At 68.9% G+C, this 18,041-nt stretch carries 18 protein-coding genes; 12 read left to right on the forward strand and 6 right to left on the reverse strand.

What is annotated here, in order from left to right; translation table 11 throughout:
* The first annotated feature begins 16 nt into the window (after window positions 1-16).
* The 9 genes from HHL11_RS26635 to HHL11_RS26675 all read left to right on the forward strand — a co-directional run bounded on the left by HHL11_RS26635 (window position 17) and on the right by HHL11_RS26675 (window position 9,270).
* Window positions 17-1,105 (forward strand): class I SAM-dependent methyltransferase, encoded by a 1,089-nt coding sequence (locus HHL11_RS26635; protein WP_342593285.1) that lies wholly within the window; start codon window positions 17-19, stop codon window positions 1,103-1,105.
* Window positions 1,106-1,288: 183 nt separating this feature from the next.
* Window positions 1,289-2,458: an ROK family protein gene (locus tag HHL11_RS26640; RefSeq protein WP_169422294.1), complete on the forward strand. Its 1,170-nt coding sequence runs from the start codon at window positions 1,289-1,291 to the stop codon at window positions 2,456-2,458.
* Complete coding sequence (locus HHL11_RS26645) at window positions 2,455-3,936, forward strand: sugar ABC transporter ATP-binding protein (protein ID WP_169421639.1); 1,482 nt, start codon at window positions 2,455-2,457, stop codon at window positions 3,934-3,936. The genes HHL11_RS26640 and HHL11_RS26645 overlap by 4 nt, the downstream gene beginning before the upstream one ends.
* The gene (locus HHL11_RS26650) at window positions 3,917-4,921 is read left to right on the forward strand and encodes an ABC transporter permease (protein WP_169421640.1); all 1,005 of its coding nucleotides are present in this window, start codon (window positions 3,917-3,919) and stop codon (window positions 4,919-4,921) included. Before HHL11_RS26645 ends, HHL11_RS26650 begins: the two co-directional genes overlap by 20 nt.
* Window positions 4,922-4,974: 53 nt before the next feature.
* Entirely contained in the window at window positions 4,975-5,943 is a 969-nt protein-coding gene (locus HHL11_RS26655) for a substrate-binding domain-containing protein (RefSeq protein WP_169421641.1), read from the forward strand.
* 2 nt (window positions 5,944-5,945) lie between these two features.
* Window positions 5,946-6,953 carry a sugar phosphate isomerase/epimerase family protein gene (locus HHL11_RS26660; protein WP_169421642.1) on the forward strand — a complete coding sequence of 336 codons (1,008 nt, stop codon included), beginning with the start codon at window positions 5,946-5,948 and terminating at the stop codon, window positions 6,951-6,953.
* A gap of 17 nt (window positions 6,954-6,970) precedes the next feature.
* Window positions 6,971-8,104 carry a Gfo/Idh/MocA family protein gene (locus HHL11_RS26665; RefSeq protein WP_169422295.1) on the forward strand — a complete coding sequence of 378 codons (1,134 nt, stop codon included), beginning with the start codon at window positions 6,971-6,973 and terminating at the stop codon, window positions 8,102-8,104.
* A gap of 36 nt (window positions 8,105-8,140) precedes the next feature.
* Window positions 8,141-8,335: a DUF2905 family protein gene (locus HHL11_RS26670; protein ID WP_169421643.1), complete on the forward strand. Its 195-nt coding sequence runs from the start codon at window positions 8,141-8,143 to the stop codon at window positions 8,333-8,335.
* Between the two features lie 5 nt (window positions 8,336-8,340).
* A complete protein-coding gene (locus HHL11_RS26675) occupies window positions 8,341-9,270 on the forward strand; it encodes an ROK family protein (protein WP_169421644.1) in 930 nt (309 codons plus the stop codon).
* A gap of 33 nt (window positions 9,271-9,303) precedes the next feature.
* Here HHL11_RS26675 and HHL11_RS26680 read toward each other — a convergent pair whose 3' ends face one another.
* The 4 genes from HHL11_RS26680 to HHL11_RS26695 all read right to left on the reverse strand — a co-directional run bounded on the left by HHL11_RS26680 (window position 9,304) and on the right by HHL11_RS26695 (window position 13,890).
* Complete coding sequence (locus HHL11_RS26680; RefSeq protein ID WP_169421645.1) at window positions 9,304-10,545, reverse strand: multifunctional CCA addition/repair protein; 1,242 nt, start codon at window positions 10,543-10,545, stop codon at window positions 9,304-9,306.
* A 26-nt stretch (window positions 10,546-10,571) separates the two neighbouring features.
* On the reverse strand, window positions 10,572-11,255 hold the full coding sequence (locus HHL11_RS26685; RefSeq protein ID WP_169421646.1) for a glutathione S-transferase family protein: 684 nt from the start codon (window positions 11,253-11,255) through the stop codon (window positions 10,572-10,574).
* Between the two features lie 85 nt (window positions 11,256-11,340).
* A complete protein-coding gene (locus HHL11_RS26690; protein ID WP_169421647.1) occupies window positions 11,341-11,898 on the reverse strand; it encodes an MgtC/SapB family protein in 558 nt (185 codons plus the stop codon).
* 3 nt (window positions 11,899-11,901) lie between these two features.
* Complete coding sequence (locus HHL11_RS26695) at window positions 11,902-13,890, reverse strand: lytic transglycosylase domain-containing protein (RefSeq protein WP_169421648.1); 1,989 nt, start codon at window positions 13,888-13,890, stop codon at window positions 11,902-11,904.
* 9 nt (window positions 13,891-13,899) lie between these two features.
* On the opposite strand from HHL11_RS26695, the gene HHL11_RS26700 reads away from it, so the two are divergent.
* Window positions 13,900-14,499, forward strand: coding sequence for a 5-formyltetrahydrofolate cyclo-ligase (locus tag HHL11_RS26700; RefSeq protein WP_169421649.1), 600 nt, complete (start codon window positions 13,900-13,902; stop codon window positions 14,497-14,499).
* 123 nt (window positions 14,500-14,622) lie between these two features.
* Here the strand turns inward: HHL11_RS26700 and HHL11_RS26705 are convergent, their stop codons facing one another.
* Window positions 14,623-15,606, reverse strand: coding sequence for a LysR substrate-binding domain-containing protein (locus HHL11_RS26705; RefSeq protein ID WP_169421650.1), 984 nt, complete (start codon window positions 15,604-15,606; stop codon window positions 14,623-14,625).
* Window positions 15,607-15,715: 109 nt separating this feature from the next.
* Between HHL11_RS26705 and HHL11_RS26710 the strand changes: the two genes are divergently transcribed.
* Window positions 15,716-16,204, forward strand: coding sequence for a DUF2917 domain-containing protein (locus HHL11_RS26710; RefSeq protein ID WP_169421651.1), 489 nt, complete (start codon window positions 15,716-15,718; stop codon window positions 16,202-16,204).
* The gene (locus HHL11_RS26715) at window positions 16,179-16,700 is read left to right on the forward strand and encodes a gluconokinase (RefSeq protein ID WP_169421652.1); all 522 of its coding nucleotides are present in this window, start codon (window positions 16,179-16,181) and stop codon (window positions 16,698-16,700) included. Before HHL11_RS26710 ends, HHL11_RS26715 begins: the two co-directional genes overlap by 26 nt.
* Here HHL11_RS26715 and HHL11_RS26720 read toward each other — a convergent pair.
* On the reverse strand, window positions 16,690-18,003 hold the full coding sequence (locus HHL11_RS26720) for a UDP-N-acetylglucosamine 1-carboxyvinyltransferase (protein WP_169421653.1): 1,314 nt from the start codon (window positions 18,001-18,003) through the stop codon (window positions 16,690-16,692). The genes HHL11_RS26715 and HHL11_RS26720 overlap by 11 nt on opposite strands.
* Window positions 18,004-18,041 lie beyond the last annotated feature (38 nt).

Genomic DNA, 18,041 nt, shown 5'->3' on the forward strand with positions numbered 1-18,041 from the left:
CGGGGACAATCGCCCGGTGAAAGAAGCAACGGTAACGAGTGCGCTGGCCCGCCTGGCCGCGCAGCAGATCGAGCGCAACGGCGGCTGGCTGCCGTTCGACCGCTACATGGCGCTGGCCCTCTATGCGCCCGGCCTGGGCTATTACGCGAACGCCTCGCGCAAGTTCGGCGCGCTGCCCGAATCGGGCAGCGATTTCGTGACGGCGCCGGAGCTGACGCCGCTGTTCGGGCGCGCGCTGGCGCAGCAGGTGGGCGAGGCACTGCGCGTCACGGGGACCCACGAGGTCTACGAGTTCGGCGCCGGGTCCGGCGCGCTGGCGGAGCAGTTGCTGGACGCGTTGGGCGAGAGCGTGAAGCGCTACACCATCGTCGATCTCTCGGCGACCTTGCGGCAGCGGCAGCAGCAGAAGCTGGCGCGCTTCGGCGACCGCGTGCAGTGGGTGAGCGAATTGCCCGAACAGATGGCGGGCGTGGTGGTGGGCAACGAAGTGCTCGATGCCATGCCGGTGAAATTGCTGGTGCGCAAGCAGGGAGTGTGGTGTGAGCGCGGCGTCACCGTGGCCGAAGGCAAGTTCGCCTGGGCTGAGCGCGAGACGGACCTGCGGCCGCCGGTGAAAATCCCGGGCGACCACGACTACCTCACCGAAATCCATCCCCAGGCCGAAGCCTTCATGCGCACCCTGGCCGACCGCCTGCAGCAAGGCGCGGCCTTCTTCCTGGACTACGGCTTTCCCGAGTCCGAGTACTACCACTCGCAACGCAACACCGGCACCGTGATGTGCCACCGCGGCCACATGGCCGACCCCGACCCGCTGGAAGCGCCGGGCGAGAAGGACATCACTGCCCACGTCAACTTCACCGGCATCGCGCTGGCCGCGCAGGACGCCGGCCTGCCCGTGCTGGGCTACACCAGCCAGGCGCGCTTCCTGTTCAACTGCGGCATCCTGCCCATGCTGGACGAGGCTTCGCTGGTGGATCGGACTGCCGGCCAGCGCCTGGTGAACGAGCACGAGATGGGCGAGCTGTTCAAGGTGATCGCCTTCCACAAGGGCGAGTTCTGGGACGCCCAGGGCTTCCGCGCAGGCGACCGCACCGGCCGGCTCTGAAAACCAAAGGCCTCGTATCGAGGTCGTATCGGCCTGCTTTCGTAAAACTTCGGCCAGCAATTGGCGGAAGATCAGTCTTGCCTGGCTGAAGTCGCGCTCCTAGTATCCGAACCGGACCCGGCCTCAAGCCCGGGCGAGGAGACAAGCCGCGTGACCCGCTGGGACCAGCTTTCGGCCGCCGAGATGGACGTGCTCCAGACCGTGTTCTGGTCGGCGGGCAGCTCGCGCAATGCGCTCGCGGGCCGGCTGGATTGCTCCAAGAGCCGCGCGAATGCGCTCGCCGCCGGCCTCATCGAACAAGGCCTGCTGGAAGAGACGGGCCTGCAGGTGTCCTCCGGTGGCCGCCGCCCCGAGACCTTGCACCTGGCCCGCGGCCTGGGCGTGCTGGTCGGCGTGGACCTCGGCGCCACCAGCCTCGACGTTGCCGTGATGCGGCCCGACATGGGCGTGCTGGCCCGCCATTCCGAAGACGCCGACGTGCGCGCCGGTCCGGGCGTGGTGCTGGCGCGCGTGCGCGAGGTGATGCGCGAACTGCTGGCGCGCTGTGGTGCGTCCGGCAAGGACGTCATCGGCATCGGCATGGGCGTGCCGGGCCCGGTGGACTTCGCCAGCGCGCAGCTGGTGAACCCGCCGCTGATGCCGGAGTGGGACAGCTTCTCCATTCGCGACTACTTGGGCGAGGCATTCAGCGCCCCGGTGTTCGTGGACAACGACGTCAACCTGATGGCGCTGGGCGAGCTGTGGCGGCTGCAGCGCAGCCTGCCGAACTTCCTGGTCATCAAGGTCGGCACCGGCATCGGCTGCGGCATCGTCTGCCACGGCGAGGTCTATCGCGGCGCCAACGGCTCCGCCGGCGACGTCGGCCACATCTGCGTCGACCAGGCCGGCCCGCGCTGCCATTGCGGCAACCTGGGCTGCGTAGAGGCGATGGCCGCCGCACCGGCGATCACGCGTATGGCCGTCGAAGCGGCGGAGCAGGGCGAGAGCGCCGCACTGGCCGACTGCCTGCGCGCCAACGGCAGGCTGACCGCCGTCGACGTCGGCCAGGCCAGCCGCGGCGGCGATGCGGCGGCCAACGCCATCATCCAGCGCGCCGGCAACCTGATCGGGCAGATGCTGGCCTCGGTGGTGAACTTCTTCAATCCGTCGCACGTGTTCATCGGCGGCGGCGTCACGCAGATCGGCCCGCTGCTGCTGGCCTCGGTGCGGCAAAGCGTGTACCACCGCTCGCTGGCGCTGTCGACGCGCCATCTCGACATCCAGTACACGCCGCTCGGCGGCCAGGCCGGCCTGGTGGGCGCGGGCGCGCTGGCCATGCAGGAATCCTTGAAGCTGCACGGGGCGAAGGCATGAGCCTGACCGTCGAATTCCGGAAGGTCACGAAGAGCTTCGGCCCGGTGCAGGTGCTGCACGGCGTGAGCTTCGCCTTCGAGCCGGGTCGCACCTACGGCCTGCTCGGTGAGAACGGCGCCGGCAAGTCGACCTTGATGAAGATCCTGGCCGGCTACCTCGAGCCCTCGGGCGGCGAGGTGCTGGTGGACGGTGCGCCGCGCCACTTCCGTAATTCACGCGAGGCCGAGGCGGCCGGCATCGTCCTCATCCACCAGGAATTCAACCTGGCGGAAGACCTGACGATCGCGCAGAACATCTTCCTCGGGCACGAGAAGAAGCGTGGGCTGCTGCTGGACGACGACACGATGCGGCGCGAAGCGGCCCAGGTGCTGCGGCAAGTAGGCCTGCAGGCCAGCCCCGACACGCGCGTGCGGCAATTGATCGTCGCCGAGAAGCAGCTGGTGGAAATCGCCAAGGCGCTGGCGCGCCAGGCCCGCCTGCTGGTGATGGACGAACCTACCGCGACCCTCACGCCTGGCGAGACCCAGCGCCTGTTCGCGGTGATGGCGCAGCTGAAGGCCGAGGGCGTGACCTTGGTCTACATCTCGCACAAGCTCGACGAAGTGGAGAAGGTGACCGATGAAGTGGTCGTCATGCGCGACGGCCGCTTCGTCACCCGCCAGCCCACCGCCAGCCTCACGCGCCACGAGATGGCCAACCTGATGGTGGGCCGCGAACTCTCGGACCTGTTCCCGCCCAAGGATCCGCCACCGGAAACTCCGCCGCTGCTGCAGGTGCGCGGTTTCCGCGTGCCGGGCTGGGCCGAGGACGTGAGCTTCGAGGTGCGCGCGGGCGAGATCCTGGGCTTCGCCGGCCTGGTCGGCGCGGGCCGCACCGAACTGTTCGAGGGCCTGCTGGGGCTGCGCCCCGGCGAAGGCGAACTGCAGGTCGATGGCAAGCGGCTGCAGCTGCGCAACCCGGGCGAAGCGGCCAACGAGGGCATCACCTACCTGAGCGAAGACCGCAAGGGCAAGGGCCTGCACGTCGACTTCGGCCTGCGCCAGAACCTCACGCTCATGAACCTGCACGCGTATGCGCAGCCCTGGCTGAACCCCGCGCGCGAGCAGCAGGCCTTGAAGGAAGCCGTGCAGTCCTTCGGCATCCGCACCGGAGACCTGGAGCAGCGCGCATCCGCGCTGTCCGGCGGCAACCAGCAGAAGCTGGCGCTGGCCAAGGTGCTGCAGCCGAAGCCGCGCGTCGTCGTATTGGATGAGCCCACGCGCGGCGTGGACGTCGGCGCCAAGCGCGACATCTATTTCCTGGTCCAGCGGCTGGCGCGCGAAGGCCAGGCCGTGATCGTCATCTCGTCGGAACTCGTGGAACTGATCGGCCTGTGCCACCGCGTCGCCGTGATGCGCGCCGGCCGCCTCGCCGCGACCCTGGACCAAGCCGGCCTGACCGAGGAAGACCTCATCGCCCATGCCACCGGAACTCGTTGAACGACAGGCGCGCCCGGCGCGCGCCGCCGCCCTCTGGGGCAAGCTGCACGGCTTCGGCCCGATCGCCGGGCTGGTGCTGCTTTGCATCGCCGGCACCTTGCTCAATGGCGACTTCGCCACCGTCGGCAACGCCATGAACGTGCTGCAACGCACGGCCTTCATCGGCATCATCGCCGTGGGCATGTGCTTCGTCATCATCAGCGGCGGCATCGACCTGTCGGTAGGCTCGATGGCGGCGCTGATCGCGGGCTGCATGATCCTGGTGATGAACAAGGTGGCCGGCAGCATCGGCTCGCCGGTGGCCGTGATCGCCATCGGCATGCTGCTGGCGCTGCTGCTGGGCGCGCTGTTCGGCCTGGCGCACGGCCTGCTGATCACCAAGGGCCGCATCGAACCCTTCATCGTGACCCTGGGCACGCTGGGCATCTTCCGCGCCTACCTCACCTACTTCGCCGACGGTGGCGCGATCACGCTGGACAACGCGCTGGCCGACGTCTACAGCCCGGTCTACTACGGCAGCCTGCTGGGCATCCCTTTCCCGGTCTGGGTGCTGGTGCTCGTGGCGCTGCTGGGCGCGCTGGTGTTGAACCGCACGGCCTACGGCCGCTACGTGCAGGCGATCGGCTCCAACGAACAAGTGGCGCGCTACGCCGCGGTGGCCGTCGATCGCGTGAAGATCATGACCTACATGCTGCTCGGGCTGTGCGTGGGCGTCGCCACCGTGCTGTACGTGCCGCGCCTCGGCTCCGCCTCGCCTACGACCGGCATCCTGTGGGAGCTCGAAGCGATTGCCGCCGTCATCGTCGGCGGCACGGCCCTCAAGGGCGGCGCCGGCAGCATCACCGGCACCGTGGTGGGCGCCGTGCTGCTCTCGGTGATCAGCAACATCCTCAACCTCACCAGCATCATCAGCGTGTACCTCAACGCGGCGGTGCAGGGCTTCGTGATCATCATCGTCGCCTTCCTGCAGCGGGGGCGCCGGTGAAGCCGCTTTTCCAACCTGGCCGCGAGGGCGGCTTTCATCCCAAGGAGACAACCATGACGCAATCCACCCGCCGGCTGGTCCTGGGCGCCACCGCCGCAGCCGTCGTCCTGCTCGCCGCACCCGCCTGGGCGCAGGCCAAGAAAGAGGTGCTGGGCGTGTCCATGCCCGCGGCCACGCACAGCTTCATGGCCGGCGCCGTGTACTGGGCCAACGAGGCCAAGAAGGACCTGGAGAAGGCGCACCCCGGCATGCAGGTGATCGTGAAGACGGCCGCCAACGCCTCCGAGCAGGCCAGCCAGCTGCAGGACCTGGTGACGGTCAACAAGATCACCTCGCTGGTCGTCTTCCCCTTCGAGTCGGCCGCGCTGACCAAGCCGGTGGCGCAGGTGAAGTCCAAGGGCGTGTACGTCACCGTCGTCGACCGCGGCCTCACCGACCCGAGCATCCAGGACGCCTACGTCGCCGGCGACAACACCGCCTTCGGCAAGATCCCCGCGGAATACATCGCCAAGTCCCTGAACGGCAAGGGCAACATCGTGGCGCTGCGCGGCATCCCGACCACGCTCGACAACGAGCGCATGGACGCCTTCAACGCCGTGATGAAGGGCTATCCCGACATCAAGCTGCTGGACGCCAAGCACGGCAACTGGAACCGCGACGACGCCTTCAAGGTGATGCAGGACTACCTGACGCGCTTCAAGGACATCGACGCGGTCTGGGCGGCCGACGACGACATGGCCGTGGGCGTGCTCAAGGCCATCGAGCAGTCCAAGCGCAAGGACATCAAGCTGGTGTTCGGCGGCGCCGGCGCCAAGGGCGCGATCAAGACGCTGATGGACGGGTCCGATCCGCTGATCCAGGCCAACGTGTCCTACTCGCCCAAGTTCATGTACGACGCGATCAAGATGACCGGCGAGGCGCGCCTGAAGGGCGAGAAGCTGCCCGCGAACAACATCATCCCGTCGGTGCTGATCACCAAGCAGAACGCGAAGGACTTCTACTTCCCGAACTCCCCGTTCTGACCATGGCCCGCCCCATCACCCTCTTCACCGGCCAATGGGCCGACCTGCCGCTGCGCGAGCTGGCACCTCTCGCCAGAAGCATGGGCTACGACGGCCTCGAGCTGGCCTGCTGGGGCGACCACTTCAACGTGCAGGAGGCGCTGGCCAGCGACAGCTACTGCCGCGACAAGTGGGCGCTGCTGAAGGAACACGGGATTACCTCGCTGGCCATCGGCAACCATCTCGTCGGCCAGGCGGTGTGCGACCTGATCGACGCGCGCCACCAGTCCATCCTGCCCGCGCACGTGTGGGGCGACGGTGACCCGGAAGGCGTGCGGCAGCGCGCCGCGAAGGAACTCGCGGACACGGCGCGGGCCGCCGCGAAGTTCGGCGTGAGGACGGTCACCGGCTTCACCGGCTCCTCGATCTGGCACGCCACCTACGCCTTCCCGCCGACGACGCAGGAGTTCTGGGACGCGGGCTTCGCCGATTTCGGCAGGCGCTTCACGCCCATCCTCGACGCCTTCGAGCAGGCCAACGTGAACTTCGCGCTGGAGGTGCACCCGACCGAGATCGCCTTCGACATCGCATCGACGCAGCGCGCGATCGAAGCCGTGAAGGGCCACAAGCGCTTCGGCTTCAACTTCGACCCCAGCCACCTGGCCTACCAGGGCGTGGACTACGTGAAGTTCCTGCGCACCTTCCCGGACCGCGTCTACAACGCCCACATGAAGGACGTGTGGTGGGGCAAGGGCGACGGCACGGTGGGCGTCTTCGGCGGCCACACCAGCTTCGGCGACGCCCGCCGCTTCTGGGATTTCCGCAGCGTCGGCCGCGGCATGGTGGATTTCGAAAGCATCATCGTCGCGCTGAACGACATCGGCTATGGCGGCCCGCTGTCGGTGGAATGGGAGGACAGCCGCATGGACCGCGTGCATGGCGCGACCGAGAGCGCCGCGTTCTGCCGGCGGCTGGATTTCAAACCGGCGGTGGGCGCTTTCGACGCCGCCTTCGCCCGGGAGAGCCAGTGACGAAGCTGCGTTATGCGATGGTCGGCGGCGGGCAGGGCGCCTTCATCGGCGCCGTGCACCGCAAGGCCATGGCGCTCGATGGCCAGTACGAGCTGGTGGCGGGCGCGCTGTCGTCGACGCCGGAGAAGGCGCGCGTTTCGGGCCGCGAACTGGGCCTGTCGGAAGACCGCAACCACGGCGACTGGCAGGCCTTGCTGGCGGACGAACTGCGGCGGCCGCGCAGTGAGCGCATCGACGTGGTCTCCATCGTCGCGCCGAACCACATCCACTTTCCCGTGGCCCAGGCCTTCGTGGAAGCCGGCTTCCACGTCGTCTGCGACAAGCCGCTGGTCCACACCGGCGCGCAGGCGGCCGAACTGGTGGCGGCGGTCGGGAGGCAGGGCACGGTGTTCGGCGTCACCTACAACTACACCGGCTACCCGCTGGTGCGGCAGGCCCGCGAGATGATCCGGCGCGGCGAGCTGGGCACCATCCGCAAGATCGTCGTCGAATACAACCAGGGCTGGCTGGCGACGAAGCTGGAAGCCGAGGGCAACAAGCAGGCGCTGTGGCGCAGCGACCCGGCGCAAAGCGGCGGTGCCGGCGCGCTGGGCGACATCGGCTCGCACGCCGAGAACCTGGTCAGCACGGTGACGGGGCTGAAACTGGAAAGCCTGTGCGCCGACCTGACGTCCTTCGTGCCGGGCCGTGCGCTGGACGACGACGCCAGCATGCTGCTGCGCTTCGAAGGCGGCGCGCGCGGCGTACTGGTCGCCTCGCAAGTGAACACCGGGCTGGAGAACGCCCTGCGGCTGCGCGTGTCCGGCACCCTGGGCTCGCTGGAGTGGCGGCAGGAGGAACCGAACCGGCTGCTGCACTCGCCGCTGGACGGACCGCCGCGCGTGCTGAGCCGCGGCGCGCCCTGGCTGCACGAAGCCGCGCAGCGCGCCACGCGCATCCCGCCGGGGCATCCGGAAGGCTTCATCGAGGCTTTCGCGAATGTCTACCTCGGCGTGGCGGCGGCGATCCGGGCCAGGGCGAAAGGCGTGGCGCCGGATCCGCTCGAGGCCGACTATCCGGACGTGGAAGCAGGCGCGCGCGGAGTGCGCTTCATCGAGACGGTCCTGGAGTCCGCGCGCAGCAGCGCGAAATGGACGCGCTTGGCCGGCTGAAACACGGCGCCCGCCCGAACCCCTAAACTGGCGGACATGATTCGCTGGGTGATCGTCGTCTTCCTCGCGCTGATGTTGATCAGCTGGCTCACGCCGCTCCTGCACAAGCTGGGCTTCGGGCGCCTGCCGGGCGACCTGAACTTCAAGCTGTTCGGGCGGCAGATGAACGTTCCCCTCACCACCACCATCCTGCTGAGCCTGCTGTGCGCGGGCCTGGCGCGCCTGCTGTAGCACCCATGAAAGCCTGCATCGACATCGGCGGCACCAAGGTCGCCGTGAGCCTCAATACCGGCGCCGGACTCGACCTGATCGGCCGGCGCAGCGAACCCACCATCAAGGTCGGCAGCAGCGATGCCGTGGCACGCCAGGTGATCCGCATGGTGGACGAAGCGTGCGCCGAAGTGGGCATCGATCCGAGCACGGTGCAGCGGGCCGGCATCTCCTCCACCGGTCCCTTCATTCGCAATGCGGGGCTGATGGAACTGAACACCCCCAACATCTGCGGCGGCATGGCCGGGGCGGCAGCCCGGGCGCTGCCCAACGACTGGGTCACGGCGCCGATCGAGGCGCCGCTGCGGCACCGCTTCACGCAGGAAGTGCGCATGGAAAACGACTGCGTGGCCGCGCTGGAGGCCGAGCGCAAGTGGGGCGCGCTGCAGGGCTACGAGCACTGCGCCTACGTCACCTGGAGCACCGGCATCGGCATGGCCTTCTGCGTGGACGGCCGCATCCTGCATGGCAAGAACGGCAACGCGGGCCACGGCGGCCACATGTTCGTCAGCGACAACAGCGATGCCCTTTGCGGCTGCGGCAACATCGGCGACCTGGAGTCGCTGGTAAGCGGCACCGGCATCGAGCGACGCTTCGGCGCCAATGCGGCGCAGCGTCTGCGCGGCGCGCGCTCGGGCGAGCAGGAGGCGATCGAGCTGGTCGACGACCTGTGCCGCATCATGGGCCGGGCGTTGTACAACATCACGGCCATCCTCGACCTGCAGCGCATCAGCCTGGGCGGCAGCGTGTTCACCAACAACATCGACTACCTGTTGCCGCGGCTGCAGGGGCAGGTGCGGGGGAAGTTGCCGGCGCTCACCGACGGCCTGGAACTTGTGCCCGCGGGGTTGGGCGACAAGGTCGGGGATTACGCGGCGCTGGCCTTGTTGATGTGAGGTGTCGTGCGGTCCGCAGCGGAGCTGCGCGCCCTAAGGGGTGGCGGGATCGGTTTTCAACAGATCCGAAACGACCTGCACCCGCGCCTGGTGGATCCGATTGCCGATCGCATCGCCTTCCAGGCCCTGCTCGCGTGACTGCGCCGCGATGGCAGCGGTGTCCACGGCGCGGGCCGCGTTCAAGATCGCCAGCAAGCGATCCTTCTGCGGATAAGGCCGCTCCTGCAGGCCGCCGCGGCCGCGCGCGTCGCACTCGCAGGCCTGCAGCACCTGCTCGAAGCGCTGCGGCTTGCGGAAGGCGTCGCAGCGTTCCAGCAGCCGCACCAGCGCCGCCGGCCCCGCCTCGCTGCTGCGATGGATGGCGCCGTGCTCGTAGGCGACCACGCGGGCCAGTTCGCGGCAATCGGTGGGCACGCGCAGGCGCTCGCACACGTCCTTCAGCAAGTCGGCGCTGCGCTTCTCGTGGCCGATGTGCCGCGGCAGGATGTCCGCAGGCGTGGTGCCCTTGCCCAGGTCGTGCGTCAGGCAGGCGAAGCGCACCGGCAGCGGCGCCTGCAGCCGCGCGCTCATGTCCAGCACCATCATCAGGTGCACGCCGGTGTCCACCTCGGGGTGGTAGTCGGCGCGTTGCGGCACGCCCCACAGCCGGTCGACCTCGGGCAGGATGCGTTCCAGCGCGCCGCATTCGCGCAGCACGTCGAACATGCGCGAGGGCTGCGCTTCCATCAGGCCGCGCGCCAGTTCCTGCCACACGCGTTCGGGCACCAGCGCGTCCACTTCGCCGGCGGCCACCATGCCGCGCATCAGCTCCAGGGTCTCGGGCGCGAGCGTGAAGTTGTGGAAGCGCGCGGCGAAGCGCGCCACCCGCAGGATGCGCACGGGGTCTTCGCGGAAGGCCAGGGTCACGTGGCGCAGCACGCGCGCTTTCAGGTCCGCCTGGCCATGGAAGGGATCGACGATGCTCCCATCGTCGTCCTGCGCCATCGCGTTGATGGTGAGGTCGCGTCGGGCCAGGTCCTGCTCCAGCGTCACTTCGGGCGCGGTATGGAAGGCGAAGCCGTGGTAGCCCTTGGCGGTCTTGCGCTCGGTACGGGCCAGCGCGTATTCCTCGCGGGTCTCGGGATGCAGGAAGACCGGGAAGTCCTTGCCGACCGGCAGGTAGCCGGCATCCATCATCTGTTCGGGCGTGGCGCCGACCACCACCCAGTCGTGGTCGTTCACCGGCAGGCCCAGCAGCGCGTCGCGCACCGCCCCGCCGACGCGGAATGTTTGCATGGGGGCAGTTTAAGGCCCCCGCGCCCTCACCGGCCCGTGCGGTAAGGCTCCTCGAAGTCGAGGAACTCCTTCTCGGCCAGCGCGCCTTCCACCCAGGCCTGCACGCCCGGCAGGGCGCAGACGCGGCGGATGTAGTCGGTGATGTTGCCCGGCACCGGCAGCGCGTAGTTGCGCAGGCGCAAGCAGATCGGCGCGTAGTAGGCGTCGGCGATGCTGAACTCGCCGAACAGCAGCGGCCCGCCGTGTTCCTCCAGCAGCGCCGTCCACATGCCCACGATGCGCTGCACGTCGCTGCGCACCTGCGGCTGGTCGCGCCAGGCCAGCGCGCCGGCCTGCGGCAGCATGGCTTCGATGTTCATCGGGCAGTGCGTGCGCAGCGCGCCGAAGCCGGAGTGCATCTCGGCGCAGGCGCTGCGCGCCCGTGCACGGGCCACCGGGTCGCGCGGCCACAGGGCCTTGTCCGGGAACTTCTCGGCGACGTATTCGCTGATGGCCAGCGAATCCCAGATCGCGAGGCCTTCGTCTTCCAGCACCGGCACGCGTCCGGCGGGACTGAGCTTCAGCATCTCCTGCTTGAACTTCGTGTCCTCGCCGAAGCCGTCGAAGCGCACGAGCCGCTCCTGGAAAGGGATGCCCGCCTGCTTCAGGAGCACCCAGGGGCGCATGGACCAGGACGAATAGTTCTTGTTGCCGATGGTGAGCGTGAGCATGGCGCCTCCGGGTGGTTCCAGTGCGCCGGATGCTAGCCCTTCGGGCACCGGGATTGATGCAAAAACCCGCCCGGATTGATGCCCGCTAGAAGTTCGCGCGGTCGGTCGGGTCGGCGGAACCGGGCTGCTTCGGGCGCTCCGGGCGACGGCTGATCCGGCGATGGCCGCGCGGGCCCAGCACCCGTTTCAGCGGCTTTTCCAGGGCCAGCACGAACAGCAGCAAGAGCGCGCTGACGACCGCCGTTCCTTCCCGGCCCAGGCCGGCCGCGGTGCCGATGGCGGCCGTCATCCAGATCCCGGCCGACGTGGTGAGCCCGCGCACGTGCTCTTCCTGCGGCCGCTTCAGGATGGCGCCCGCGCACAGGAAGCCGATGCCGGCCAGCAGGCCCTGCAGCACGCGGCTGACGGCGTCGTCGCTCATTTGCAGCTGCTGCGGCAGCAGCACGAACAAGGCCGAGCCGGCGCAGACCAGCATGTGCGTTCGCGTGCCGGCCTCGTGGCCGTGGCGTTCGCGCTGGAAGCCGATGCAGCCGCCCAGCACCACCGCGACCGCCAGGCGCAGCAAGGTGCGCGTGAGCTGCTCGGCGTCCCCGAGGTCGGAGAACTCCGCGGCGATGGTGCCGGTGACGGTCTCCCAGCCCATGCCTCAGGGCAGGTCGGTGTTGGAAGGCGGCTGCGCGGTGTCGCGCGGGCCGACGGTGCCCAGGCGCGCCTTCAGCGACTGCGGTTGCCCGCTCAGGATGGCGGCGTAGAAGGTCGTGTTCGACACCACCTTCTTCACGTAGTCGCGGGTTTCCTGGAAGGGCACGGTCTCGGCCCAGGCCGCGCCCTCCAGCACCGGGCCGTTGCGCCAGTTGCGCGGCCGGCCGGGGCCGGCGTTGTAGGCGGCCGCGGCCATGGGCATGGAGCCGCCGAAGTCGTCCAGCACCAGCTTGAGGTAGCCGGTGCCGATGGCGATGTTGGTCTCGCGCTCGTGCAACTGGTCGACGGTGAAGCCGGTCATGCCCAGCTTCTTCGCCGTCCAGCGCGCGGTGGCGGGCATGACCTGCATCAGGCCGGCGGCGCCGACGTTGGAGCGCGCGTCCATGACGAAGCGGCTTTCCTGGCGCATGAGGCCGTAGACGTAGGCCGGGTCCAGCCCGATCTCGCGGGTGCGGCGCAGCACCGCGTCCTTGAAGGGCATGGGATAGCGCTGGTCGACGTCGAATTCGGCCTTGGTCCGCTCGCTGGTGTTGATGCAGCGGTCCCAGACTTCGCGGTCGCAGGCGTACTGGGCGGCGGCCAGCAGGTCGCGCTCGCCCATGCCGCCCGCCTGGTGCAGGTTGGTGGTGTAGTTCCACTCGCGCACGCCTTCCGGCCGCAGGCCGATGGCGATGGCATACAGCGCGCGGTTCAGGCCGGGGTCCTGGCGCACCGCGGCTTTCTCGGCCTCGGTCAGCGGCGCCGGCTTGGGCGGCACGGCCACCAGCTGGCCCAGTTCCTCCATGGCCAGCTGCTCGTAGAAGCCCTTGGGCGAGGCGATCTTCTCCAGCATCTGCTGGGCCTCGGCCCGGTTGGCCTCGGTCTTGCCGGTGGCGAGCAGCGCGCGCGCCTTCCAGTAGGTCCAGGCCGGGTCGGCGCGGGCCTCGTCGGACATGGCGTTGACCGCCTGCTGCACCATCTTCCAGTCGATGCCGTTGGGCGCGCGCAGCGCCGCGCGCACCTTCCAGGCGAGCAGGTCATCGCTGAGGTAGCTGTCGCGGGCGACGTGCTGGTAGTAGCTGGTGGCCTCCGGCAGCATGCGCTGGGCGGCCTGCTTGCCCAGGACGCCCCAGATCCAGTCGCGCTCCTCGGGGCTCAGTTGCGGGCCCCACTTGCTATCCAGGAGGGCGGCAGCGTTGTCGATGTCGCTGGTGGCCAGCTTGATCAGGGCCAGGCCGATGATTTCGCGCCGCACGCGCGAAGCCGCGACGATCTTGCTGCGCAGGAACTTGGTCGGGCTGGCGTTCAGGTCGGCCAGCGCGGGCAGCGCCTCCGGGGCGACGATTTCGACGGCGGCGCTGACCGCGCGCGGCCGGTTGGCCTCCATCGCCAGGCGCGCCTTGCGCCAGCCGTCGGCGGTGGTCAGCCCCTGCTTTTCGCCGATCAGGCGGCTGGCGGCCAGGGTGCAGCCGTCGTCGGCGTCGCGCTGGGCAAACCAGTACTTGCGGACCTCGTCGGGCAGCGTGGCCGGCATCTTGGCCGCGCCGTCCTGCAGGTACTGCACCAGCAGGGAGTAGCAGCGCAGCTCGCGCTCGTCGCGCATGCGGTAGGCCGGCCAGGCCGCGGCGAAGGTGTCCCAGTCGCGCCGCTGGCCCAGCTGCATCAGCCAGTCGGCCCGCAGGCGGTCTTCCTGGTAGGTGTTGGCGTACTTGGTGAAAAAGGCCTGCACCTCCGAGGTGGAGGCGGTGTCCAGGCGGGCGCGCAGCTCCCAGTAGGCGGCCCAGGCTTCCAGCACGTGGCCCTGGGCGGCCGGCAGCAGCGCCGTGAGCTTGGCCTTGTTGTTCTGGCGGAAGGCCTGCTGCATGTCGAGCAGCACGTCGTCCTTCGGTTGCGCCTGCGCGGCTCCCGCGACCAGCAGGACCGCGAACGATGCCAGAATCGATCTCAACTTCATCGGGAAATTATGGACAGGTCAGAGGAAAAAAGGGCTTTGCGCCAGGGGCTGATCGAGCAACGCCTGAAGATGCCCGACCGCCTACAGCGCGCCGATCTTTTGCAGCGGGTGATGCGCATCTGGCTGGTGGGGCGTCCCGATACCGTGATCGGAGCATACTGGCCGATCAAGGGCGAGTTTGACCCATTACCCGCGCTGCACCGCTGGAAAGAAGACGGAGAGCTGCTGGACGATCCCCAGATGCGGCGCATCGGCCTGCCGGTGGTCGACAAGGTCCATCAGACCTTGAAGTTCCACGCATGGTTCCCCGGCTGCCCGATGGAAGAAGACGCTTTCGGCATCCCGAAGCCGAAGGACACCGAGATCGTCACGCCCACGCTGCTGTTCGTGCCCTGCGTCGGCTACACGCCGGGCGGCTACCGGCTGGGCTACGGCGGCGGTTTCTACGACCGCACGCTGGCCGCCCTGCAACCCAAGCCCTTCACCGTCGGCCTTGGCTTCGCCCAGGGCTTGCTGCCGAACCTGGAACCGGAGGCGCACGACGTCGGGCTGGATGCGATCCTCAACGAGCTGGGCGTGGTCTGGCCGATCTCCTTGGGGGACGATTGAGGAGCGGACTTCCGAACGCAAAAGACGCGAAAGCACGCAAAGGACGCAAAAGGAAACCATTTCTTGTTTTGCGTCCTTTGCGGAACCTTTTCGTCTTTTGCGTCCGGAAGTCCGCCTCCGCCTTCAATCCAGGTTATCCACGGTATCCGGATCCGGCACCTCCCCGATCGTCTGCCGGGTGACCTTGCTCTGTTGCAGCAGCCATTCGCAGAAAGCCCGGATCTCCGGCCGCTGCGCGCTGCGCGGGCCGACGATGAGCCAGTAGGCCATCGGGGAATCCATGCGCAGCTTGGGCAAGGGTTCGATCAGGTCGCCGTTGGCCAGGCTTTCGGCCACCAGCGGCAGGCGGGCGAGCACCACGCCCTGGCCGGTGAGCGCGGCCTGCACCATCTGGTAGGCGTAGTTGAAGTAGAGCCAGCGCTTGGGCTGCAGCTTGGACAGCCCGTGCTCGTCGAACCAGCGCCGCCACGACAGCCACTGCAGGTGCGTGTGGTGGGCGTCGCCGGCCTCGATCAGCGCGCACTGGGCCACGTCCGCCGGCTTGACGATGGCCGGGCCGCTTTTCAGCAGCCACGGGCTCACCACCGGCGTCAACTGCTCGCCGAACATGCGCACGGAGTTGGCCGGCATGCTCGCCATCGGCCCGTAGCGCAAGGCCAGGTCGACATCGGCCACGTCCAGGTCCACGGCGGAATCCGAGGCGTCGATGCGGATGTCGATTTCCGGGTTGTCGCGCTGGAACTGCTCCAGCCGCGGAATGAGCCACATGGAGGCGAAGGACGCGAAAGTGGTCAGCGCCACGCTGCGCCGCCCGGCGCTCTGGCGGATCTGGCGCACCGCGCCGTCGATGCGCGGCAGTGACTGCGACACCGCCATCAGCAGCAGCCCGCCGGCGCTCGTCAGCTCCACCGCCCGGGTGTGGCGCAGGAACAGGCTCACGCCCACCTCCTCCTCCAGCGCCTGGATCTGGCGGCTGACGGCCGACTGCGTCAGGGCCATCTCCTCGGCCGCGGCGCGGAAATTCAGGTGGCGCGCCACCGCCTCGAAGGCGCGCAGGTGGCCGGCCGAAATGGGCCGGGTGCGCAGGTGGGTTTGTGAATGCTGCATGACGGATTGATGCGATCCCGGAATCAAAAGCTTAGCCCGATTTCATTGGACCGCCAAGCGTGCGTGCAACATCATTCAATGCCGAAACGCCATCAACCCGGAGAACGCAATGAACGCGACGACCGCCCAGAACCTGCAAGCTGCTCCCGCCACGGCCCTGCCGGGCACCTGGAAGCTGGCCCGGGGCCGCGCCGTCACGCTGCGCCCGGCCAACGATGGCATCCTGCGCGTGGCCCACGGCCGCGTGTGGGCCACTTTCGAGGGCCGCCATGGCCTGACGCCGGAAGAGTCAGGCGACCATTTCCTGGAACACGGCCGCTCGCTGTTCGTGCGGGCCGGCCAGCAGGTGGTCATCGAGTCCTGGAACGCCGGCGGCTGCGCCTCCTATTTCGCCTGGGACCCGGTCTTCGTGCCCGAGTCCGTGGGCACGGCGCAGCGCCGCGTGCGGCTGGCTGGCGTCGCGCAACCGCTGTCCGACCTCCGCCTCGCCTTCGGCCTGGCGGGCAGCGCGTTCGTCCGGCTGCTCGTGGGGATCGCCCGCTTGGCCGCACCTGCCGCCCATAATGGCCGGCATGGCAACGCCCTCCCGGTCCGCTGATCCACCGCACATCGTCGTCATGGGGGTGGCCGGCTGCGGCAAGTCCGTGGTCGGCGCCCAACTGGCCGCGCGGCTGAAACTGCCGCTGGTGGAAGGCGACGACTTCCATCCGGCCAGCAACATCGAGAAGATGCGCCACGGCATCCCGCTGACGGACGTCGACCGGGCTGGCTGGCTGCAGCACCTGGCTGACGAACTGCGGGCCCGGCCGGACGGCGTGGTGCTGACCTGCTCGGCGCTGAAACGCTCGTACCGCGAGACGCTGCGCGGCGCGATGCAGCCTTTGCATTTCCTGCACCTGTCGCTGACGCCGCACCAGGCGCTGGAGCGCGTCTCGTCGCGCACCGACCACTTCTATCCGCCCAGCCTGGTGGCCAGCCAGTTCGAAGCGCTGGAGGACCCGAAGGGCGAGGCGCTGGTGCTGCAGGTGGACGCCACCGAGCACGTGGACCGCATCGTCGAGCGGGCCGTGCGCTGGCTGGCCGTTACGGCTTAGCGCAGGTCTCCACCCATTCCACCTGCGCGCCGAGGCGCGTGATGTTCTCGGCAAAGCGCGGATGGGCGCGCCGCACCGGCGCGGCATTGCGAATGACGGACTTGCCGGGGATGCTGGCGGCCACCATCAGCAGCGCGATGGCGACGCGGATGATGTAAGGGCTCTCCACCTCGGCCGGCGCCAGGGGCTTGCCGCCGAAGGTCACGGTGCGGTGCGGGTCCGACTGGAAGGCGTGCGCGCCGAACTTGGCCAGCTCCGTCGTCCAGCACATGCCGCCGTCGTAGACCTTGTTCCAGAACATCACGCTGCCCTCGGCCTTCACGCCCAGCGCCACGAAGATCGGCAGCAGGTCGACCGGCAGGTAAGGCCAGGGCGCGGCTTCCACCTTGGGCAGGATGTTGGGGGTGAAGGGCTCCTTGACCTTGAGCTTGCCGTCGACGACGGCGCGCGACCAGCCGTCGTCGTGCAGCACGCGGACGCCGAACTTGGCGAAGGTGCGGTCGATCAGCGGGAACTGGTCGGGGCGCGAATTCTTGACGCGCACATCGCCGCCGGTGATGGCGCCCAGCGCGAGGAAGGTGACGACCTCGTGGAAATCCTCGGTGAAGCTGAATTCACCGCCGCCCAGTTCGCGCACGCCGTGGATGGCCAGCCGCGAGGTGCCCGCGCCTTCGATGCGCGCGCCCAGCATGGCCATGAACTGGCAGAACTCCTGGACGTGCGGCTCGCTGGCCGCGTTCATCAAGGTCGAAGTGCCATCGGCCAGTGCCGCGCAGAGCACGAAGTTCTCGGTGGTGGTGACTGAGGCGTAGTCGGTCCAGTGATGGTTGGGGCGCAGCGCGGCGCCGGCGCGCAGCAGCAGGCCGTGGCCGCCGCGTTCCACCTGCGCGCCGAAGCGCTCGAACACTTCCACGTGCGGGTCGATCTCGCGCGCGCCCAGCGTGCAGCCTTTCACGTCGTCCTCGATGCGGGCGGCGCCGAAGCGGGCCAGCAGGCCGGGCACCAGCATGATCGAGCTGCGCATCTCCTCGGGCAGGCGGTCCTGGACGGGGTCGAAGCGGGTGTCGCGGTGATGCAGGTCGAGGATGCCGGACTCGAAATCGACGCTCACGCTGCTGCCCAGGCTGCGGAAGACGTCGAGGATCTTGCGGACATCGGTGATGTCGGGGACGCCGCGCAGCCGCACCGGCTCGCGGGTGAGCAGGGTGGCGCACAGGACGGGCAGCACGGCGTTCTTGTTGGCGGAGGGTGTGACGCGGCCCTTCAGGGGCGCGCCGCCGTGGACGATGAGATGCGAAGACATGGCGGCCATCTTGCGAGCCGGCCCGCGCGAACGCCAGG

This window comes from Ramlibacter agri (assembly GCF_012927085.1).
Lineage (GTDB): Bacteria > Pseudomonadota > Gammaproteobacteria > Burkholderiales > Burkholderiaceae_C > Ramlibacter > Ramlibacter agri.